Origin of the sequence: Methanosarcina sediminis (assembly GCF_052056915.1) — an archaeon.
Taxonomy (GTDB): Archaea; Halobacteriota; Methanosarcinia; order Methanosarcinales; family Methanosarcinaceae; genus MTP4.
In genome coordinates, this window is record NZ_CP195119.1 from 1,069,100 (window position 1) to 1,091,292 (window position 22,193).

Sequence of the window (22,193 nt, forward strand, 5' to 3'; positions counted from 1 at the left end):
TTGGATAAGGTAGTTCCCGGTTTTTTAGAAGATTTTCAGAATACAGGATCCGGCGAAGTCGTAATGTTTCTCAGAAAACGGGGCAACAACACGCCCGCGAAGCGGGCGGCGTAGTCCAAAATTAAAAAACTACAGATTAAATGATAAAAAATTATTAATTAGTTGCGTCATAAGAAATAACAAAACCATGAATTACAGGTGAAAATATGGAAGCGGGTATTTCAGAATCAGGTTTAGAAGGTAAAAATGAAAAAATGACAGAAACCATAAACAATATTCGCAACTGTGAACTAGGATGTTACCGGGATAGGTACCTGTTTCCTCTAAAAACAACTGGAAATCGGACAATCAGCATTAATGAACTGGTCAACGGTAAACCACTGATAGATGATTGGAGAGGTCAAAAAGTCCTGTTTATTTCTCAGGCTCCGTCAAAGCAGGCATGGGCAGACCATGAATTGAATTCATTAAAAAATTCATTTTTATCGGATTTTTTGCTACCAAAAGTTTACCCAGAAGAAAATCTGGAAACAGCAATCGAAAAATGGAAAAATTCCGTATTCTGGATTCACACGGCAAATTGTTATCCATTCGTATTCAGTAAAGAAAGAAAAAGAGATCGTTCGCCAGATATGAAATGTGCAAATCGATATTTTGGCCAGATCATTGATGTGATGAAACCGGAATTAATCATTCTGATGGGATTGAGTTCAACCAAATATTTCTCACATTGTTTTAAACTCCTGCTACAACACAAGAAAACAGGATATCCTACTCTAAATGAAATCATAGACTTGCAATATAACAACCTGGGAAAAAGTATTTTCATTTCCTCAAAAAGCGATAAAAAAGCAATTTATGATACTGTTATAATCCCACATGCTGCAGATTGGAACAAATTATCCGAAAAGGAAAAATTTGCTTATGAGCTCCTCTTCAAGAAACTGAATTGAAATCCTAAGCTTCAAGATAACCTGTAAACTGTTGCGCATGAAAGATTTTTGTCGGGGCTCCATGAAACATCGATTTTGTAAACGGTTCGTGGGGGATGAGCGGTAGCAGCTCGCCGGAGAAAAATAAAAATACAGTTATTTTAGTCCGCCGAACGAGATCCTCAGATCGAGAAAAAGCCGCCACCTCCGCATTCTACTCCTCCTCTGAAAAAAGCCCGGCCTCCACCTCATCAATCTGTTAGAAAATGAAACTCGGAGGAGAGGGGCGAGGGAGAACTTCAGATTGCAAACGGTTCGTGGGGGATGAGCAGTAGCAGCCCGCCGGAGAAAAATAAAAAGACAGTTATTTTAATCCGCCGAACGTGATCCTCAAATCGAGAAAAAGCCGCCCCCTCAGCCTTCTACATCTCCTCTGGAAAAAGCCCGGCCTCCGCATCAAAAATCAGAAAAAGCACCTAAAATCGTCCTCTTGAGCGAACGAAGTGAGCGAAAAGGACCGCGTACTCCCGAGGCGCAATTCGGGAAGGACACCGTGCTGTTGCACTTACAGTGCAACTCCCAGAAAATCTCCGATTTTCTGTGATCCCGAAGCGGAACTCGGGTGTTAGAAAACGATAAGGCTCTTTATGAGTTCGATCCACTCATCCCTGGTAATTTTTACATCCTTTATGATTTTGTTGATCATTCCTTTTCCAATCTTTTCAGTTGGATGCACCGGAATGATTGTCGTCCTGCCATCGGGATGCCGCATAAACAGGTGGCTGCCCTTCTGCCTTACCTGTTCAAACCCCAGGTTTTCAAGTGCTTTTATGACTTTTTTGTGAGGAAGAGGGCTAATCTTACTCATTCAGATGCCAACCTTAACCTTCTGAATCCCGATAAAATCGAGTTTTTCCCCGGTTTTTTCGGATTCGACCTCAAGGTAGAGTTCAATAGCTTCTTTTATCCGCCTGTTAAGTTCGTCCAGAGTCTCTGCCTGGGTATGGCAGCCCTCGAGTTCGGGCACGGATGCCACATAAATTCCATCTTCATCCTGCTCGATTACAACAGTAAATTCTCTCATTCAGTCTTTCCTCATTTAAAAATGTCTTATAAATCATATTCCGGTGATTTTATTTATACCTGTGGAGGGGATGAGCGGGAGGAGCTCCCGGCGAAAAATAAAAAAGAAGTTATGTTAATTCGCGGAACGTGATCCTCAGATCGAGAAAAAGCCGCCCCTTTCACATTCTACTCCTCCTCTGAAAAAAGCCCGGCCTCCGCATCAGCAATCTGTTAGAAAATGAAACTCGGAGGAGAGGGGCGAGGAAGAACTTCAGATTGCAAAAGGTTCGTGGGGGATGAGCGAGAGGAGTCCTCGGCGAAAAATAAAAAAGAAGTTATTTTAGTCCGCCGAACGTGATCTTCAGATCGAAAAAACCGCCCCCTCCACCTTCTACTCCTCCTCTGAAAAAAGCCCGGCCTCCGCATCAGCAATCTGTTAGAAAATGAAACTCGGAGGAGAGGGGCGAGGGAGAACTTCAGATTGCAAACGGTTCGTGGGGGATGAGCGGAAGGAGTCCACAAGCAAAAAATAAAAAAGAAGTTATTTTAGTCCGCCGAACGTAATCCTCGAATAGAGAAAAAGCCGCCCCTCCGCTTTCTACTCCTCCTCTTAAAAAAGCCCGGCCTCCGCCTCATCAATATGTTAGAAAATGGAACTCGGATGAGAGGGGCGAGGGAGAACTTCAGATTGCAAACGGTTCGTGGGGGATGAGCGGGAGGAGCCCGCAGACGAAAAATAAAAAAGAAGTTATTTTAATCTGCCGAACGTAATCCTCAATTCGAGAAAAAGCCGCCCCGTTAATTTTCTACTCCTCTGAAAAAGGCCCGGCCTCCGCATCAAAAATCATGAAAAAACACCTGAAATCGTCCTCTTGAGCGAACGAAGTGAGGGAAAAGGACACCGTGCTCCCGAAGCGGAACTCGGGTGTTACAAACGGTTCGTGGGGGATGAGCGGGAAGAACCCGTCGGCGAAAAATAAAAAAGAAGTTATTTTAGTCCGACGGACGCAATCCTCAGATCGAGAAAAAGCCGCCCCTCCACCTTCTACCCCTCCTCTGAAAAAAGCCCGGCCTCCGCCTCATCAATCTGTTAGAAAACGGATAAAATCGTCCTCTTGGGCGAACGAAGTGAGGGAAAAGGACACCGTGCTCCCGAAGCGGAACTCGGGTGGTACAAACGGTTCGTGGGGGATGAGCGGGAGGAGTCCGCCGGAGAAAAATAAAAAAGAAGTTATTTTAGTCCGGCGAACGAGCTCCTCAAATCGAGAAAATGCCGCCCCTCCACTTTCTACACCTCCTCTGAAAAAGCCCGGCCTCCGCCTCATCAATCTGTTAGAAAATGAAACTTGGAGGAGAGGGACGAGGAAGAACTTCAGATTGCAAACGGTTCGTGGGGGATGAGCAGGAGGAGCCCGCCGGAGAAAAATAAAAAAAACAGTTATTTTAGTCCACCGAACGTGATCCAAAAATAGAGAAAAAGCCGCCCCTTTTCACCTTCTACTCCTCCTCTGAAAAAAGCCCGGCCTCAGCCTAAAAAATCATGAAAAAACACCTGAAATCGTCCTCTTGAGCGAACGAAGTGAGTGAAAAGGACACCGTGCTCCCGAAGCGGAACTCGGGTGAGCGAAAAGGACACCGTGCTGTTGCACTTACAGTGCAACTCCCAGAAAATCTCCGATTTTCTGTGATCCCGAGGCGCAACTCGGGTGGCAGAAACGGTTCGTGGGGGATGATAGGTAGAGACGCCGGGTGGGTTCTGATTTTTTGGGGTGAGTTTTTTGGAGTTTACACGTTATTTATTATGAGATTGCTCTGCCAATTTATCCTCACTATTTATTGAGACAACTACTTTTTTGCAAGTATTTCTCAAGGAAAAGCAGAACTATTAGAATTCATTTCAAAAAAATAAAACGAAAATAATTGAAAGTGAAAGTAATACACTTAATATTATAAAAATGAAGCAAATATTAGTACACTTGTTTCTGGATATATTATGATATATGAGGTAATATTAGTCATAACCTGGGTTCCGTATTATTTTTTAGGAATTTACTGATAGTATCCCTTAAGCACAGAAGGATAGAGAATTTACATGAAATTCCTTGAGTAGCAGATACTATCGTTCTTGAAACTTCATATTCACCATATCGGGTTTCAATCCACATATATATTCCAACAAATTTACAAGATGTTGAGAGTCAACAACAAAAAATGGTGAAACTCTGAAGTTCTAATATGGAAAGCGGGTTACATGATAACGAAAAACAAAATCAAAAAGAGGTGAAACATACTGGACATACATTATACAATGATATGTAATTTATAATGTGTAATGTGTAATATCAGATCGATATATTTGAATCTAAATTTTAACTTATAATCCCATAAATAAAATAAATTTGCAAGAGTTTTTTGAACCGTAATTTTCCGGACAAAGGTGATAGAGTTAAACTAAAGGAGGAATAAAGAAATGCAAAAAGTGGATTTATTACCGCCAATGAATGCAAAAGTTGGGGACATAATTGAAATATCAATACCTTCGAACCCTTCAACTGGCTATAACTGCTTACTGTCAGAGATGCCTGATTGTGTTTATTTTGTGGAGTCAAGCTATACACCGGATCAGCCTGTCAGGTCAGGAAGCGGGGGAACTAGCCTCTTCAAATTTGTTGCAGTCGAAAAAGGTGAAGGTAAAATTACTTTCCATAGTGTGAAGTTCTCTCACCCCCTTGACATATTGGAACCCAATCAAATGCAACAAAGGTTTGTTATAATCAAATGATGATATGGCTTTATTCTACCATTTACTTTTCCTTTTTTGATAATTGTATACAATTAAACCTATTTTACATAGATTTTCTATAAATAAAAATAAGATTTTAAAGCCGCTTGTGTGAAGCACTATACCTGCAAGTTCCTATCCTTCCCTACCCCCCACAAAGCTCAAGAAATCGACTTAACAATAACCGACAAACCGTTTCAAAAGAGGTTATTTACCATAAAAATGAAAAAAGTAACAGGGATTCTCAGATTGAAACTTCAAAAAAAAGGGCGGCCGGAATACCTCATACAACCGTTCTTGTCCCGCACGAAGTGCGGTTATTCCAGAAAATCCCGGCAAAAAAGAAGTTGAATCAAAAACCCTGTTACTGGTTCATTACGGGTTCATCACTGGTTCATTATTGGTCCATCGTAGCTCATCGATATCTCTTTCCGGAAAAATTGAACCCCACGGCTTTCAAGAAGTTCACTTATATAGCTTTCGTTGGCATTTAACAAGCATATATAAATAAATGTTAAATTGCAATGTAAAGTTTAAAAATAGAAAATTGATTTTTTACAGAGCTTTTTTGAAATTGCTTTTTGAATAGGGTGAAAATACGTTTGTTTTGGAGGATTTTCAGAATTTCAGGTGAGCCCCGATATGATTTAAAATATAAAAAAGATTTATGTATTCGCTTAAAAAAAAATGAATGATGACTCCAGGAAATCCCGGCAAAAAAGAAGCTGAATCAGAAACCCTGTTACTGGTTCACTACTGGCTCATTCGTAGCTCACAGTAGCTCATCCAAAAGCACTTTAAAATCATTCAGGTCCTTTGAGCTCATAATAGCCTGAAGGATTTCTCTTGTGTTTTCCTTTCCAAACAAGCTATTTTTGCTTTACAAATTTCATTTCGCTAAGATCGGAGAAAGCTACTGACTATTACTTTATTTGTCTGCCGCATATCTACCCCTCCTACTTCTTTAAAAATTCAGAAGGTTTCATTTTCTATTTCTATACCAGTAGTATATCAAAAAAACAGTAACCAGGGCAGCCAGACCTCCTGTAAGTTCAAGAAATGGGATTTCAGGTTTAGCTATCTCCCTCGAAATTGCCTCTTTGTCAGATATCGGGTGTTTTCCAAATTCTCCCCATCCAACCCTGAATCTGTTTTCACTGACGTTTACATCATCAAGCATCAGAATTACTGTTTCATTTTCAGTAAATTTTGGCTCACCCACAAGTTCATAACCGGTGCCAATTTCCGTTACCACAATAATTTCTTCCTCAGGCAGAGGGTTCATCAGCCACTCATCGACTTTTATTGTTACGACAGTATGATTTCCAAACTGTTCAATATTACTTACATACCCAACTATAATTCGGTCTGAATGATCCACCTGATATGAAATTTCTAACACTTCTGGGGGCCATGAGGTTGCTGAGGCAGTAGTTGATGTAAAGACCAGTAAAAAAATAGTAAGTAAGTGTGAGTGTTTCATACAGTTTTCCCTCTCAATTATGGAAATATGCAACGTGTTCATCAGTGAATTTGATAGAAACAAAGTTGTTTTGGCGAAGTGCATGCAGGCGGCCCAGCACAGCCAAAAAATAAAAAATAAGATTTGAAATTTCAAGAAATCAACTTAACGATCTCCCTTTCAAACCAGTTATCAGCCAGCTTCTCCTCCTCTTCCCCGTGCACACTCGCGTATACCTCATACTCCCCGTTCTCCTCATCAAACACGAACCTGTAAACCGTTTCGAAATAAGCCCAGTACCTGACATAAGGGTTCCTGGCATCGTTCAGCACAACCGTAACTGAGCCGTTGTTCCCGGAAACGTTGTAGACTGGATAATCGATATCCCGGGGAACCCCACTCCGGTACAGTTTATCCGTTTTTGCCGCGTAGAGGGAACCGTCCGGCACATCTCCCGAAACGGAGATTTTTTCGACAAAAGTGCTCCTTTCGATTCCTCCCCAGTAGGTGGTCTCCAGGACCCTGTAGTGGGTATCGTTAAACGAATAGGCTGAGAGGAAGCTGCCTGTGGATGCGGGGTAGCTGTTCTGGTAACTGATTTCAGCCCCTTCGGCTTCGGAAATGTGCTGAACCACCAGGACTTTTGCAATAGGTGCTACGGCTAACCAGAGGGTGAGCACGAAGATCAGGGCGGCGTAGAGCTTATCGTCGTTTCTTTTCACGTAGGCGCAAAAACCGTTGAATTTCCCCTGCCATTTTCCCCTGTTTTTCATCTCATCCACAAGCGCGATGAAGAGGGGCAGCAGGGGGAGGAGGTTAAGCAGCGGGTCAAAGAAATAAATGGCCCCCAGGATTGAGGAATCGGTGTTGAAAGGGTAAAGGGGACGCATTTTCCAGCTTGTGACGTAGTCCATGTAAAAGTGGACAATAAGGGCTGCAAACCCGCCTGCGGTCAGGAGCCGGTCTTTTGTCCTGAACCAGAGGAAAAGCGTGACAAGGGAAATGAAGAGCAGGGAATGCATGAACTCCCGGTGGCCCATGACATAAAAGAGCTGGTTTCTGGCTGTATGGCTAAGAATTCCACTAACCGCGAAAAAGATCATGTGCGGGATGAAGTCCAGGTCGGGGAGGATGGACAGGAAGGCTATTGTCCACCGTTTTTTTCCTTTGAAGCCAAGAGCGAGGGCGATCAGGAGGCCTACGCCGAGGTGAGAGATCGTGTTTACCATGCTTGTCCCAGTCCCAATTACAGTTGTTTTATATTCATAAAGAAGGGGGCAGAAACTATATTATATTTATTGAAATTCCTCTGATTTCAGTCTGCTTGAGCGGGTGGAGAGGGAGAAAGTGAAAAGAAAATGAAAAGAAAATGAAGTGAAAGCGAATTAAAAGGATATTAGTAGATAAAAGAAAGGGGAGAGAAAGGGATGTACTTGCTGAATTCCTCGATTCTCCATTTTAATTTCTGCCACTTTATCCGGGGTTACTCAAAACGGTTCTCGCCAAGCTTCGTTTCCTTTCTTCCGTATTTGCTTAAATATGCCTCATAATCTCCGCTTTCCCTGTCAAAAACGAACCTGTAAACCACATCAAAATAAGGCCAGTTTTCAACATACGGACTCCTGGCATCGCTAAGTAAAACCGTAACCTTACCTTTTTCTTCCGAAACAGTGTAGACCGGATAATCGATCTCCTGAGAAGGGTTTGTATTGTAGAGTTTCGCTGCTCGTTCAACGTAGGCTGCGGCATCAGGGATGTCGCCGTTCACGGAGACTTTTTCGACATAGAAGCTTTTTTCGGTTCCTGAGAGGTAGCTGACTTCCATAAGCTTGTAGTGGGTATCGTTATAGGAATATGCTGCCAGGAATCTGGTTGGGGATATGGGGTAAGTTTCCTTGTAGCTAATCTCGGCTCCTTCGGCTTTTGAGATGTGATCGATGAGGAAGATTTTTGCAGCCGGGAACAACATAACCCAGACCAGAAGGACTACGAGGACGGATGCGTAGAACTTTTTCCCCTTTGGGTTTGCAAGAGAGGAAAAGTTGTCGAAATCCCTATTCCATTTCCCATTCCATTTGCCCCTGCTTTTCAGGTATTCCGCAGCCAGGAGGATTAGGGGCAGTAGGGGAAGAATGTTTACCAGGGGGTCGAAGGAATAAGTGCTTCTTAGGACCGAAGCATCGGTGACAAGCGGGTATAATATACGCATTTTCGCGCTCGTGGTGTAGTCCAGGAAAATATGGGAGGAAATGGCTGCGAAAGCTGCTGCAGTAAAACGCTTGTTCTTTGTTTTGAGCCAGACGAGAAGCATCACCATCAGGGCGAAAAAGATTGAGTGCGAAAATTCCCTGTGCCCCAGCAGGTAGAAAAGCTGGTTTCGGGCTTCATGGCTTAAGCTGCCGCTGAGGAGTGTAAAAGCCGAATAGGTGAGATAGTCGAGGTCAGGGAGAATTGAGAGGAGCATTACTGTCCAGCGACCCTTTCCTTTGAGACCGAAAGCGAGGGCAATTAAGAGGCCAATTCCCAGGTGGGAGAGAGTATTTACCATGTATTTTCATTCCGGGTTTACAGCTTATTGTACAGTCACAAAATACAGTTACAAAAAGCATAAACAATTAAAATAATATAATGAAAATAAAAACCGTAATACCCATATATTAAGCTTGTGAAATACAGTTTAAGAACTTTAAAAGATATTAGAATGACCTATATTTTGAATGAAGTCTACCAGAATGAACCTTCGCTCATATAGATTCTCAACTCTAAAAACAAGCCTGAAAACAAGCCTGAAAACAAGCCTGAAAACAATCTTCAAAAAAGAAGAAAAGGGAAATTCCCGATTCAAAGCGTCCTTTCAAAAAATTCAATCATTTCCCGGTATGCGTCCTGCGCGACGGAGCTTTTTGACATACTTCCGTTGTCGTCGATCATGAAACCGTGGGGCTCTCCCTGGTACACCTTCAGTTCGAAATACTTGTCAGCGGCGTCAAGTTCTCCGGCGTATTTGTAGATGTTGGAGATGTCACTTGCAAGGTCCCGGCTGCCATGGATGATCAGCATCGGGGCTTCAAGGCTTTCGACCAGTTCAGCGGGTTTTTCAGGCCGGTTCATCGAGCCGCTAGTGTAGGGGAAACCATACCAGGCAACTCCCGAACTGAACTCCTTGATTTTGGGAAGGTAGAGCATGGTGTACCTTCCCCCGGCACAGAAACCTGTCAGGCCCAGCCTTTCTGAGTCCACATCTTCCCTGACCTGCAGGTATTCGGTGCTGCTCCTTACCACGGATTCCACCTCAGCATCGGTCGGGGAGATCGAGTAGGTCTGCCACTGCGGGGCGACTACCACAAAGCCATCCGCAGCCATCCTGTCCACCATTTCCCGGTAACCGGGCACGAAACCGTTGAAGGAATGGAGCAGGACCACAGCCGGGTATTTGCCCTCCTCGGCCGGGGCGGCAGTGTAAGCGGGGTAGTTCCTGCCTTCGCTGATGATATCCACGGTAACGATCCGGATTTGGGCTTCCCCATCGGGGGTTTCAACCGTAACGGTCCGTGGTTCCTGCACAAATTCATAGCTCCGGGTTTCGTCAGGACCGGCTTCCGAGGAATCGTTGTCCTTTGGAACTGCACCGGGGGAAACTATTTCCGTCAAATCGTCACCCGGAGAAACATCATCTTCCGAATCTGTTCCCATTGAGTCAGAATCCGCGGTATCCGTACACCCGGAAACCGCCAGCAGACTCGCCATTAGAAGAAAAAGGAATAGTGCTTTAAGGGATAATGCTTTGATAGATTTCATATAGCCCCCAGTTTATCGTGCATACGAGAAATATATACTAGGGATATGAAACCAAAAGAATAAACTTTTTTTGGAAACTGGAAACTCCCGAAAAAAACCACCCAGATCCTTTTCTCCCCGATTCCGCCCTGCAGGAGCTTGCATGCCCACACTTTTGGCGAGAAATTCTCAGATTTCGATTATCCGTTTTATGACATCCCTTTCGGACCTGTAGACCTCATACTTGGCTACCACCCCTATATCCAGCCTGTTGAAGTCCTCTCTGCTTACCTTGCACTCCCGGATTTCGTCTTCCACGCAGAGGCGCATCAAGACAACGTACTCGATTTCAGGATACCTGGTTTTAAGTTCGGTTTCCATGGACTCGTTGATCTGGAGGTTTTCGGAATCCCCGGGAAGCAACTGTCCGCAGGCTAGATCCTGAACCGAGACCCCTTCAAAGCCACTCCGGAAGATGATTACCTTTTCTCCCTCTTCAACTCCGACGACTTCTTTTTGAAGGACAAAACCGACATCCACTACAGGGGACAAAAAACCCTTAACCGAGATGAAAAGAATGGCTGCAAGGAGAATGATAACTGCTCTTTTCCTGCGGGTGTCGTCTATCCGGTCCAGTCTCAAACAATCTACCTCTGCTTTATGGGTTGGCAATGAAATATTGCCGGGAAACAGGTTGCCAGGCCCGAAAATATGAGACCTGAAAATATGGAATCTGCTGGTATGGTGCTTATTCTACTGAGCAAAGTATATTGCACACAGGAAGAATATAAAACTGATCTCGCAGGCAAAAACCGTTTAGATCCCTGACATAGTAAAAAATGAATCTAACAAAATGAACATTCAAACACCAGTATTCACAAACCACAATTTCACGAACTATGATCAGAAACTTTTTTATCAGTTGCAGACTTTGGAACAAAAGTCGTTTTTAATTAATGATCAGGAATTTCTTAAAAGGATCAGGAGTTTTTTAATTGTTCCAGACCGAACCGATACTGTACCTGCAATCGCTTGCAAGCGACTGGCTAACATCTCTCATGGTCCTGGTTACTTCCATGGGTTCGTCTTCATTTTATGCAGCGATAATAATCGCCATAACATTCGGAATCGATTTTCGCAGGGGTATTCTCCTCTTCCAGCTGCTGCTCTGGACAGGTGCAATCACGGAGGTGCTCAAGGTAGTTTTTGCCATGCCAAGGCCCTATTATGTGGATTCGAGGGTCTTGAACCTTGAAAGCGGAGAGCCGAACCTTTCCCCCTTTACCGGGAAAGGGGCAAGCAGTTTTTTCGGGCTTCCGGATAGAGAGGTGCTCGAAACATTTCGGGCTGAAGCTACGGCTGGCGGTTCATATCCCTTCTACGCCCTTTACGGCTTTCCTTCGGGACACGTTTCCACAACCACGGCATTATGGGGAGGAGCTGCCCTGGTTTTCGGCAGGAAGGTAATCTGGAAAATAATCCCGGCAGTCGTTTTGCTTATGGCTTTCACAAGAATGTACCTGGGCAGGCATTTCCTCGGAGACGTGATCGGAGGCGCCTTCCTGGGGCTGCTCCTGCTGATTGCATTCTCCGGTTTTCTCCAGAGCCCTGTATGTAAAGCTTTTTTCAGGAAGGAAAGTTTCTTTCCCGCAACCAGGTCCCCTAACATCCTGTTTTACGCCTTCATGTTCATCATCCCCCTGCTCCTCACAGCCTCGGCCCTGATAGGCCCGGACCTGGCTGGCTTTCTCACAGGGACAAACGCAGCATACCTCCTGGTCATACGAAAAGGGCTCCCCAACGATGCTGGCAGCAGAGGAAAGCGAATCTCACGCGTACTGGTCGCACTCCTGAACTTTGCCGCAGCCGCCTTCATCACGGCTGTTGCGATCGATATTACAGGAGCTGCCAGCTCCCTCGGCCCCAATATGATTGAATTTACAGAAGCTTTTGTCCCGGCGTTCACGGTGTGGGTTTCCGTGGAGATCTGTTTCAGGCTCGGACTGTACGGGAAAGAAAATTTTTCAGGATACAACAGAGAAAACAACGCATAAAAAAGCATAAAAGAACGGAGGAAAAAACAATAGAAAAATTGATCACTTCCATTCTCATACATTATTTATCAACTGAGATAACATCTCCGAAAATAACACCATAAAAATTCCCTTCAGAATGCCAGAAAAGAAAAACTCAAGGCTAACAATTTAAGTTCACAATAAGCTCAAAAAAGGATTTTTTCTTATCCTTATCCGCCGGACGAAGGAATCCTTAAATAAAGCTTTTAACTATTGAGCGTATTCACAATTCACAGGAGAAACAGCAAAATAAAAATTGCAGTCGAAAGCCTGCAATTTCCAGGATATACCAGATAAAATATACCTGAAGATAAATATACCGAAGATATATACCTGATAGCTTTTCCACCAGTAGAATGAATTTTATTGTTAATATTAAAACCCAAGAGGATGACATTCATGGACTTTGAAAAATTGAGACACGGGACCGAACTTATCAAAAGGGGCTTTGCTAAGATGCAGAAGGGAGGTGTGATCATGGACGTAACGACCCCCGAGCAGGCCAGGATCGCAGAAGAAGCAGGCGCAGTTGCTGTCATGGCTCTGCAGGCAGTCCCCGCCGACATCAGGAAAGAAGGCGGCGTTGCCAGGATGGCAGACCCCGAAATCATCCAGCAGATCATCGATACCGTCACAATCCCCGTTATGGCAAAAGCCAGGATCGGCCACTTCGTGGAAGCCGGAATCCTTGAAGCGCTTGGCGTGGACATGGTAGATGAGTCCGAAGTCCTGACCCCTGCCGACCCCTACTTCCACATCGACAAGACCGACTTCACCGTACCCTTCGTCTGCGGAGCCAGGAACCTCGGAGAAGCCCTTCGGAGAGTCAACGAAGGCGCAGCAATGATCCGGACCAAAGGAGAAGCCGGAACAGGAGACGTCAGCCAGGCTGTCAAGCACATGAAACAGATCCAGGGCGAAATCCGGGAACTTGCCGGAAAGACCAAGGAAGAACTGATCATGGTCGCAAGGGATATCGAAGCCCCTATCGAACTCGTGCTCGAAACCGCTCAGATGCAGCGTCTCCCTGTCGTTAACTTTGCAGCCGGCGGAGTTGCAACCCCTGCCGACGCAGCCCTCATGATGCGCCTTGGCGCCGACGGTGTCTTTGTAGGCTCAGGAATCTTCAAAGCCGAAAACCCGGAAAAGATGGCAAAAGCCGTAGTCGAAGCCGTCAACAACTACGACGACCCCGCAAAGCTCGCCGAAATCTCCAAGGGCATCGGCAGTGGCATGAAAGGCATCAGCGTCGACACGATCCCCAGGGAAGAAGCCCTTCAGGAACGCGGCTGGTAACCACGCCAGATCAGCGCTTCTGGAGCGCGCGCCCTTTTCGCTTCGCTCAAGAGGGCTAAAATTTTAATTTTTTTAAAAATGGGTTATTTCTTGCAGGTTTGTAAGAAAAAATTATTAAATTTTTTTATAATTTTTGATCCAACAATAAGGAATTAATTTTCACAAAATGGTGTTTTCAATGAAGATCGGTGTTATTGCGATCCAGGGAGCAGTTTCCGAACACGTTGATGCTTTGAAAAGAGCCCTTTCCGAAAGGGGTGAGTACGCTGAAGTTGTTGCGATCAAGCACAAAGGCGTCGTCCCGGAGTGCAGCGGGATTGTGATCCCGGGAGGGGAAAGTACGACACTCTGCCGGCTGCTTGCTCGTGAGGGGATTGCAGAGGAAATGAAAGAAGCGGCTGCAAAGGGAGTTCCGATCCTCGGGACCTGTGCAGGTTTGATCGTGCTTGCAAAAGAAGGGGACGAACAGGTGGAAAAGACCAGCCAGGAACTGCTCGGCGTCATGGACACTAAGGTAAACAGGAACGCTTTTGGAAGGCAGAGGGAGTCTTTTGAAGCGGAGCTTGATGTTGATATTCTCGATTCTCCCTATAGTGGCATTTTCATCCGGGCTCCGGCAATCGTAAGCTGCGAGCCGGACGTGAAAGTGCTTTCCAGGCTTAACGGCTTTATAATTGCGGCAGAGCAGGAGAATGTAATGGCACTTTCGTTCCACCCGGAATTGACCGACGATATGCGCATTCACCAGTACTTCCTGGACAAGGTCTTCAGATATATCCGGCCGAACTAAAACCCAGAGAATTAAAATTTACCGAACTATTCTCCCGAAAGTAAATATTTGTACTTAAATTAAAACCACGGAAGACACGGAAAGCACGGAAGGATTGTGCCTTATTTCTTTATTCCGTGTATTTAGTGCTTTCGGTGGTTAAACTTTCACTTTCACTTAAGATGGGGGAAGGGATTTAGGGCCTTGAAAATGAAACCCCTTTCTGCTGCCATTTCTCTATTTTAATCGGATGAATACCTGCCAGGTCATGGAAACATGCCATCTGATCCAGAGCCAGTTCTTCAGTTTTAAGATAAAAAGTACCCTGGCAACCGTTTTTCAATTAGATTGAATGGAGAGTGCCTCCGCCAGCTTGCCTGGCGGCCCTCACAAAAAGATGTGAAAAAGAGATTAGAAAAAATTATTCCTCAGGTTGTATTACTTCTGTTTTATTAGCCTCAACGCCGATTTAGCGTGGTTTTACTTATGATTCTCTTTTATTTTCTGATGTGTTTTGCTGGGTTCTCGGGGTTCTCGGGGTTCTCGGGGTTCTGCTATTGTTTTTTACCATTATTCATTCTGAAAAAGCCGGAAGCCTTTGGCTTCCGGGGACAAAAAAGACACGATAAGGCTAGTTCCGGTTGTATGGGGGTTGTAACTAAAATCTATAGTCAGCCATTTTTATTCTTTTTATCAAAAACAGCAATTGAATAATACAGAATTACCGAATTATCTCCCCCACCTACTGCACCACTACTTCACCATATTTTTCACACCTGAATATTTATATCCAGAGCTTGAGTATATTAGTAAAAAAATATTCTACGCAGGTGAAGAGTATGGTAAAACTGACAGCAGAAATGAAAGAAGCTTTCGCAGGAATGAGAATTTTCCCCTTTGCAACCGCCTCAAAAGACGGGGAACCGAATGTCATACCGATCGGCTTTTGCAAGCTCCAGGAAGACGACGAGACCATCTGGATTGCAGACAACTATTTCTACAAGACCCGCAAGAACCTCGACGAAAACCCGAGGGGAGCAATCTATCTATGGGGACCTGAAATTAAGGGCTGCTACCAGATCAAAGGAGACTTCGAGATCAAGACCGAAGGCGAAGAATACGAGAAGATGTACAAAATGGTCAAGTCCATGGGAGACAGGTTCCCGGCAAAAGCCCTTGCCGTCATGAAGATCACGGAAGTTTACCAGTGCAAGTCAGGGGATGAAGCAGGAACGCAGCTTCTCTGATTTCCCTCAGAGCCAAGTTATAAAATTTACGATTTTATCTGACCCGGAGGACGAAAAAACGTCCTCACAATCTCTCCTTTTTTGAAAAAAATGTTCCTGACAAAGGAACTCCATTCCTTTTTTCCGACAATCCAGTATATTTCATGAAAAATTTTTGAAATAATTAATGGGGCTGACAGTTTGATACTTTGGAGAGAAACTATATATGCCCGGATTCTAACCTCTAATTGGTGACAATGTGAAAATGTTGCACTGCATTAATTACAGGAAACTCTGTCTCCTTTGCTTTCTCTCTTTATTTTTAATATTGACAGCTGAGGCTACGGAATATATTGTAAGCCCAGCACCTGGTGATGAATTTGGAGTATCCAGGGCAGGAGAAGAAGTAACATTAGCCAGGGACTTTACAGTCTACTGGCAGTTCCTGCTCTGGCTGGCCCTGGTGCAAATCTCCTCCATGCTTGACCTTTTATTTCCAACAAAAATTATTTTCGCAATAGCCGGATACCGGGTGGTGGACCATTCAAACGCTCTTGGGAACCTGAAAAGAAAAGACATATACACCTTTATCAAAGCCAGACCCGGGGCCTATGTAAGCGAAATTGCAAATAATATGGGCCTGACCAGGGGGACTCTGCGCCACCACCTAAAAATTCTCGAAATGGAAAACATGATCGAAGCCCAGTGTTATTGCGGAAAAGTCCGATATTTCCAGAATAATTCCACATACGATGAAAAAGAGAAACAGGTTATTTCAGCTTTTCAAAATGAGATGACACGAAAGATACTTTCGAATATATTAAAGGAAGAATGCAACACCAACATGGACCTTGCCCGAACAATCGGAATTTCCAGAAGTACAATTTCCTGGCATATGAAGCAATTAAAGGAGTTAGACATTATTGAAGAAAATAAGGAGGGAAAGAATACGATATACAGTATAAATCCTGTTTATCTGAATACGATCGAAAAAACGTACGTGAGATTTTTTGAATAATCTACTTTTTTGCTTAAACTATTGTTCCTCCGGAATTTACATTCCGACACCTTCCACAAAACAGGACACAAATTCAGTAGTTCACTAAAAACTTCTGCTCCACTTTTCTCATTGTCCGTTCCAGACCTGAACCACTTCCCCTGTGTCCATGTCAATCAGCGCGGATACCGAATAATCCAGCCATGTCACACTTATCAGGGTCTTTCCGGAATAGAACTTTTCCGAGGTCTCAGGTAGGATCCGTTTTACGGATGAAACAGCGTATGCATTCGTATCGGTACTCAAAGCGTTTGCGATACCTTCATTTTGCATAGCAACGCCAATAGCTTCGGTCCGGACAGATTCGGGAATGGCTTCAAGGAGATATCCGACCTGTATCAGGTCACCGTCACGGTATGTGAAGTCATAAAGGTCAGGATACCTGGAAGCCGAGGACTCAGCGATCGTGTGTATGCGGAGTTTATCATTTTCTCTCGATGCGCTAAGCGTAACGTTATCATATTCCATACCAGGGTAGGGACTTATTTGCTGTTTGAGCTTTGTCTCGATCATGGCACTTTCTGCCGGGGGTGTGCCCACCCATGTAATCGCATAGTTAGAGGACGAGTTTTCAGAGTCGTTGATGCATACAACACCGGCTATGAGGAACATTACGACCAATGCAGCCGTGAACAACTTTGATAGATGGTCCATAAATATCTCCTGAAAAAGAAAGGCAGGGCGTTACTCCGCCCGTACCCGCGTGTTCATTCAACAGCCCCGATCGTAATTAAATAAGTAAACTGTTGCGTATTTGTCGGAAGTATGCCGAGAGTCCAGTCTCCGATGGCACCTGGTGCCTCATAAGTCTCCGTGTAGACCTCGACAGCATCTCGATAGATCCCTGCTCCGTCCACTTCCCAGGGAGGAAAGTCAGATGCTCCAAGACTGACAGTACCACTGTAGGTTGTTTTAACCAGATTCAGTTCGACCTTACCTGATTCACCTTCAAGTGCCAGGTCAAAGGATGCCTCATCTTTCTCGTCCTGACTGCCTGCACCCATCCACATACCATAATTGTGGTCATTGGATGACACTTCAATGGTAATGGGACCTTCGGTCCTGGTAGTGAAAGCCTTTGTGTAAGGTCCGCTGGGCTGGGTCCACACCTCGAAATCCATCTGGATTTGACCTTCCCATTCACGTATGGACGGATCATCAATGTTCAGGTCAATGGCTCCGTTATATCTGCCTTTTGCATCATCGGGAACTTCAAGATGCACCCTGACAACAGCTGTTTCACCTGCTTTTACGATGGAAGGGGCGGTAATGGTGATTGCATCATCATCAAATGCAGGATCCATCGTGCCATACGGACCATAATGATACCGTTGGTTTTCGTCACTTATTTTCGGATCGATAGCAATATCCCTGTCAGCTACGTTCTTGAGCTTGATTTCATAGTCATGTTCATCCCCTGCCCTGACACGGTCCCTGAGATATGACGTCTGGATCTGGATATTCGGAGGGGTCCAGACATCGACAAAAAGATTCATGGTATTGATATACTGGGGATAGGGGGTTGGATAGGGGGTTTGCATTACATCATCAGTGAATGCGATCTCGGCGCCATAGTTCCCGATATCAGCATCTTCCGGAATATTCACCTCAATAGTAAATTCCTGCTTTTCCTCCGGTTCGAGGTCTTTGCCGGCAGGTGTTACGGTGACCCAGCTTTCTTCAAAGATATTCTCCATGTACGGGGACGGCACAACCCGGGGTTCCAATGTAATGGTTTTATTATCCCTGTTTGTGACAGTTACAGTAATTTTGTCACTGCTGCCAGGTTTCAACTGGGTGCTTGAATGACGTGGGTTGATCTGGAGTTTTGCAAAATCCACATCCTGATTGAAACCGGAATCCGAGCTCGCTGTTACCACCTCATCAATCATGACCATATCTGAGGCTGGAGCTGAATGCACTTCAACTCCCGTTGCACTAACGGCGGGCATGAATGCTATGCTCACAAGCATCATTGCAACAATTAGCTCTCCTATTCGTATTCTTCTGCTTTCCATCATTCTTAATTTTCTCCATTTCTTCATATTTTTCCCACAGGGCTCCCAAAAGCAAAGCCAGCGAACATAAATTAAATTTTAAGCTAAAGTCGACACGGTTTTGCCTTAAGGTAAATACTCAGATGATTCATATTTTCACATCTATATATAATTTCTATCCAATCCATCAAACTGTTTGTCAAGGAAAGTAATACTACAGAAAAATACACCCACAAATCAACCTTCTTTTTGATAGTTTGATGATTTGGCCAGAAAACATATAAAGGGTTGGTGAAAAATAGTTTATTGAGTTCAAAAGTACTTTCCGGGAAAAATTTGAACTTCATACCCAAAGACATGGTTATGTTAATTTTACGAAGACTTACGCTTGCCTGATTCTGCCTCTGGATTAAAGAAAAGAGGTAAAGAAGAAATGAATGCAAAACTAAGAACTGCAAAATTGGGAATTGCCGTATTGCTGGTTATGTGCACCTTTACCGGCATGGCTGTGGCTAATACTGGAGATGCAGTGGAATCAGACCTGGGAAACAATGAAACTCCTTATGAGTACAATGCTGAAAACTTTATAATTTTGACTAAGGGTAAAAGTCTCTGTGCTGAAAATATTGTGGAACAAAGAAAAGCACTTATAGATACGTTCCTGGTGCACTCCGGAGATAAAATACCTTCCAGATATGTAAGTGTAACCGAGGATTTTAAAATCTCAAATGATACCAAGCTGGTAGCTTACGGATTTAAGATTCTGCCTGATGGGGAGATAAAGGAGTATAGGGGATATTGCAGTAAGGATTTAGAGGGATACGGGGACGCAATTTCAAAAGCAAACAAGTGGTTTAGTACCATAGACACCGAACCTGCCACCTTGAATCAAGAAACTTCTAATGTATGTGAGGTTCTGCTGGGTAATGACTGGCATGGCTGGAGTCGGATAAATACGTGCACCGACGATTATACATATTCACCCTATGGGAATTACAATACGACTACCGAATGGTTCTGGGATGCTGGAGAAACAAATAGTGAAAAAGATTATTTCATGCTGAGAAGTAAATTTAGCATGATGCCAGGTCATCAGCAGTACAATAATTATTGGTTAAATTACTACGGTTACATAACTCATAATTGGAATTACTGTGACTATCCGGGTACCCGTGAGATGTTTGATGCTGTACCATATGACGGACGTGGCAAAACTACAATTAGCGTAACCTTGTCACGTAAAACGGTCTTTTCGATGTGGTCAATAATAATCCCGGACTATAGTATGAATGACAAGAGTGATTATATCCAGGATAAGGGCAAATGGGAAATAAATATCAATCCTCTTTCCGAAAATTGTGGAGGAAGTAATTTTACGGTCTGGACAGGTTCTTTCATGCACTGTTCACAAGACGAAGCGAGAAGTGGAGAGCGGTTAGGACTTACCTGCTTTGAAGCCAAACCAATGTGGGTTCAAATAGATCCGTTTAATGCATATACTCCGGGATTCCATGGCAATTCAAATTGTGTCCGGTGGACAGGCTCAGAGTATGATGAGTAAGGTTGTTCATATGTATTTTTGGATGTAATTTCCCTTCTAATTTTTTATTTTCCTAAGGAAGCCAGAATACCATACCTCCATCGTTTATTTTCCTAAAAGTTGAACTTTCAGAGTGTACGAATGAAATAATAGCAAAATAAAATACCTGTGAAAAGTGGCTTGAAAAATGTTAAGCGCAGCCTAATATAAGATAGTGAATATAATAATGAATGGGATAATCAGGGACTATAAGGGTCGGCTGAAATCCCGGAAAGCATCACTCAATGAGGGGAGAGTGAGCCGGGGGTGAGCATTTATGATGACATCTGAAGCCTGGACTACCGCAGGGATTCTTGCAGCTACTTTTGCACTGCTCTTATTCTCCAGACTCCCGGCTCACGTAATCTTCCTTGGAGCCCTCACAGCCGCGATAACCTTCGGACTTGCTCCGGTAGAAGATTTATTGAAAGGCTTTTCCAACCAGGGCGTGCTGACCGTTGCCGTACTCTTCATGATTGCCGAGGGGATGTACTCCACCGGAGCCATCACGATGATCTCGGACCGGATTGTGGGCCTGCCAAAATCAATACTCGGCGCCCAGTTCAAGATCCTGCCTCCCGTGGCAGCCGGGAGCGCATTTTTTAATAACACGCCGCTGGTTGCCATGATGATCCCGGTGGTAAGGGACCTTTCCAGGTCCACAGGCCTCGATTCTTCGAAAATCTATATCCCCCTGAGCTACGCTTCCATACTCGGAGGGGCTTCCACCCTCATTGGTACCTCCTCGAACCTGATCATTGCAGGCCTGGTGCTCGAGCAGATTGCCGAAAACGACCCCGGAGCCCCCGTGCTGGAGAGGATAACCATCTTCGTGCCGACTCTCGTGGGGCTTCCAGTAGCCATTGCCGGCATTGTCTTCCTTTTCTTCATCGGCACAAAACTCCTTCCCAAACACGACATAAAGGGAAAAGAGGAGATAAAAAGGCGGCTCTATAGGGCTGAGTTCTTAATCAAGGAAGATTCCTACCTTGCGGGAAAGACCCTTGAAAAAGCCGGCTTCGCTTCTCCTACGGGGTATTCCCTGAACTCGGTCCGGAGGGGAAAAGAAGAAAAACACCTGATAGAGCCTTCCTTCGTGCTCAGGCCGGGGGATATCCTGACCTTTTTCACCGATGCCGACGGGCTCCCTGCACTCTGGGCAACCATCGGGCTCACCCCTCTCAACACCCTCTTCCCGATGCAGGCCGAGAGGCACCGGCACCGCCTTGTGGAGGTGGTTATTTCGCCCAGGAGTTCGCTTGTCGGCCGTAGCATTGAAGACCTCCCTGAGACCGAAGAACCTTATGAGGCAGCAATCGTGGCAATTTCCAGGTCAGGAGAACCACTGGATCTCCCACTCCGGGAAGTTCGGATCATGGCAGGGGACAGTGCCGTGCTTGAGGTGGAAGACTCATTTTTCTACCATAACCGGAACGAAACCGAGTTTATCATTGTCAAGCGCCTTAGAGGTTACCGGGTAAAGAGGACGGACCGGGCTATTGCCGCAATTGTTATCACCGGAGCAATGGTCGCAGCGGCTGCACTCGGCCTGCTGACGATTTTCAATGCAGCACTTCTGGCAACTTTTGCCATGCTTGCGACCGGCTGCATGAGCATCAGGAGGGCGACAAAGAGCATTGAATGGAACACGGTCGTGGTGCTCGGATGCGCCGTCGGGCTTGAGGCGGCGGTTACGGAAAGCGGGCTTGCGGACGTTCTCGCCAACCTGATTTCAAGCATAGGGGGAAGCGACCCGTATGTGGCGCTTGCAGTGGTCTTCGTTAGCTGCATCATAATGACAAACGTCATCACAAATGCCGCAGCGGCAGCGTTCATGTTCCCAATTGCACTCTCTATTGCAGGAGACCTCGGGACCAGTTTCATGCCTTTCGCGGTTGCCCTGATGCTCGGGACAAGCTATTCTTTCCTCAACCCCGCCGGGTACCAGACAAACCTCATGGTCTTTGAACCCGGGGGGTATGCTGCAAAGGACTACATCAAGGTGGGGCTCCCCCTCACCATTCTGGTAAGCCTTGTCGTAATCCTGCTCACCCCGTTGATATACAGTTTCTGAGCATGCCAGAAACGAAACTGAAGAAACGAAACTGAAACGAAACTGAAGAAACGAAACTGAAGAAACGAAACTGAAACGAAACTAAAGAAGAAAAGTAATTTA

The 22,193-nt window shown here is 44.9% G+C and carries 18 protein-coding genes; 9 read left to right on the forward strand and 9 right to left on the reverse strand.

Going from position 1 to position 22,193, the window contains the following annotated elements; all coding sequences use genetic code 11:
* Nucleotides 1-206: 206 nt before the first annotated feature.
* Nucleotides 207-953 (forward strand): uracil-DNA glycosylase family protein, encoded by a 747-nt coding sequence (locus tag ACSAZK_RS04480; protein WP_440956205.1) that lies wholly within the window; start codon nucleotides 207-209, stop codon nucleotides 951-953.
* Nucleotides 954-1,557: 604 nt separating this feature from the next.
* Here ACSAZK_RS04480 and ACSAZK_RS04485 read toward each other — a convergent pair.
* Nucleotides 1,558-1,800: a type II toxin-antitoxin system HicA family toxin gene (locus tag ACSAZK_RS04485; protein WP_440956206.1), complete on the reverse strand. Its 243-nt coding sequence runs from the start codon at nucleotides 1,798-1,800 to the stop codon at nucleotides 1,558-1,560.
* Complete coding sequence (locus ACSAZK_RS04490) at nucleotides 1,801-2,016, reverse strand: type II toxin-antitoxin system HicB family antitoxin (RefSeq protein WP_440956207.1); 216 nt, start codon at nucleotides 2,014-2,016, stop codon at nucleotides 1,801-1,803.
* 2,451 nt (nucleotides 2,017-4,467) lie between these two features.
* On the opposite strand from ACSAZK_RS04490, the gene ACSAZK_RS04495 reads away from it, so the two are divergent.
* A complete protein-coding gene (locus ACSAZK_RS04495; RefSeq protein ID WP_440956208.1) occupies nucleotides 4,468-4,779 on the forward strand; it encodes a protease inhibitor I42 family protein in 312 nt (103 codons plus the stop codon).
* 982 nt (nucleotides 4,780-5,761) lie between these two features.
* Here the strand turns inward: ACSAZK_RS04495 and ACSAZK_RS04500 are convergent.
* The 5 genes from ACSAZK_RS04500 to ACSAZK_RS04520 all read right to left on the reverse strand — a co-directional run bounded on the left by ACSAZK_RS04500 (nucleotide 5,762) and on the right by ACSAZK_RS04520 (nucleotide 10,660).
* The gene (locus tag ACSAZK_RS04500) at nucleotides 5,762-6,262 is read right to left on the reverse strand and encodes a hypothetical protein (RefSeq protein WP_440956209.1); all 501 of its coding nucleotides are present in this window, start codon (nucleotides 6,260-6,262) and stop codon (nucleotides 5,762-5,764) included.
* Between the two features lie 131 nt (nucleotides 6,263-6,393).
* Entirely contained in the window at nucleotides 6,394-7,470 is a 1,077-nt protein-coding gene (locus ACSAZK_RS04505; RefSeq protein ID WP_440956210.1) for a metal-dependent hydrolase, read from the reverse strand.
* A gap of 254 nt (nucleotides 7,471-7,724) precedes the next feature.
* Nucleotides 7,725-8,789, reverse strand: coding sequence for a metal-dependent hydrolase (locus ACSAZK_RS04510; RefSeq protein ID WP_440956211.1), 1,065 nt, complete (start codon nucleotides 8,787-8,789; stop codon nucleotides 7,725-7,727).
* Nucleotides 8,790-9,082: 293 nt separating this feature from the next.
* Nucleotides 9,083-10,039 (reverse strand): dienelactone hydrolase family protein, encoded by a 957-nt coding sequence (locus ACSAZK_RS04515; protein ID WP_440956212.1) that lies wholly within the window; start codon nucleotides 10,037-10,039, stop codon nucleotides 9,083-9,085.
* Between the two features lie 168 nt (nucleotides 10,040-10,207).
* A complete protein-coding gene (locus tag ACSAZK_RS04520; RefSeq protein ID WP_440956213.1) occupies nucleotides 10,208-10,660 on the reverse strand; it encodes a hypothetical protein in 453 nt (150 codons plus the stop codon).
* A gap of 353 nt (nucleotides 10,661-11,013) precedes the next feature.
* Here ACSAZK_RS04520 and ACSAZK_RS04525 point away from each other — a divergent pair, with 353 nt between their 5' ends.
* From ACSAZK_RS04525 to ACSAZK_RS04545, 5 genes are all read left to right on the forward strand, one after another.
* Nucleotides 11,014-12,072, forward strand: coding sequence for a phosphatase PAP2 family protein (locus ACSAZK_RS04525; protein WP_440956214.1), 1,059 nt, complete (start codon nucleotides 11,014-11,016; stop codon nucleotides 12,070-12,072).
* Between the two features lie 420 nt (nucleotides 12,073-12,492).
* Complete coding sequence (gene pdxS / locus ACSAZK_RS04530) at nucleotides 12,493-13,389, forward strand: pyridoxal 5'-phosphate synthase lyase subunit PdxS (protein ID WP_440956215.1); 897 nt, start codon at nucleotides 12,493-12,495, stop codon at nucleotides 13,387-13,389.
* A 178-nt stretch (nucleotides 13,390-13,567) separates the two neighbouring features.
* Nucleotides 13,568-14,179, forward strand: a complete 612-nt coding sequence (gene pdxT / locus ACSAZK_RS04535; protein ID WP_440956216.1) for a pyridoxal 5'-phosphate synthase glutaminase subunit PdxT — start codon at nucleotides 13,568-13,570, stop codon at nucleotides 14,177-14,179.
* An 818-nt stretch (nucleotides 14,180-14,997) separates the two neighbouring features.
* Entirely contained in the window at nucleotides 14,998-15,405 is a 408-nt protein-coding gene (locus ACSAZK_RS04540) for a pyridoxamine 5'-phosphate oxidase family protein (protein ID WP_440956217.1), read from the forward strand.
* 307 nt (nucleotides 15,406-15,712) lie between these two features.
* Nucleotides 15,713-16,402 carry a winged helix-turn-helix transcriptional regulator gene (locus tag ACSAZK_RS04545; protein ID WP_440956218.1) on the forward strand — a complete coding sequence of 230 codons (690 nt, stop codon included), beginning with the start codon at nucleotides 15,713-15,715 and terminating at the stop codon, nucleotides 16,400-16,402.
* A gap of 108 nt (nucleotides 16,403-16,510) precedes the next feature.
* On the opposite strand, the gene ACSAZK_RS04550 is transcribed toward ACSAZK_RS04545, so the two are convergent.
* Both ACSAZK_RS04550 and ACSAZK_RS04555 read right to left on the reverse strand, forming a co-directional pair.
* On the reverse strand, nucleotides 16,511-17,095 hold the full coding sequence (locus ACSAZK_RS04550) for a hypothetical protein (RefSeq protein WP_440956219.1): 585 nt from the start codon (nucleotides 17,093-17,095) through the stop codon (nucleotides 16,511-16,513).
* Between the two features lie 53 nt (nucleotides 17,096-17,148).
* Complete coding sequence (locus ACSAZK_RS04555) at nucleotides 17,149-18,462, reverse strand: COG1470 family protein (protein ID WP_440956220.1); 1,314 nt, start codon at nucleotides 18,460-18,462, stop codon at nucleotides 17,149-17,151.
* A 364-nt stretch (nucleotides 18,463-18,826) separates the two neighbouring features.
* Between ACSAZK_RS04555 and ACSAZK_RS04560 the strand changes: the two genes are divergently transcribed.
* Both ACSAZK_RS04560 and ACSAZK_RS04565 read left to right on the forward strand, forming a co-directional pair.
* Nucleotides 18,827-19,999, forward strand: a complete 1,173-nt coding sequence (locus tag ACSAZK_RS04560) for a hypothetical protein (protein ID WP_440956221.1) — start codon at nucleotides 18,827-18,829, stop codon at nucleotides 19,997-19,999.
* Nucleotides 20,000-20,294: 295 nt separating this feature from the next.
* Entirely contained in the window at nucleotides 20,295-22,091 is a 1,797-nt protein-coding gene (locus ACSAZK_RS04565) for an SLC13 family permease (protein WP_440956222.1), read from the forward strand.
* Nucleotides 22,092-22,193 lie beyond the last annotated feature (102 nt).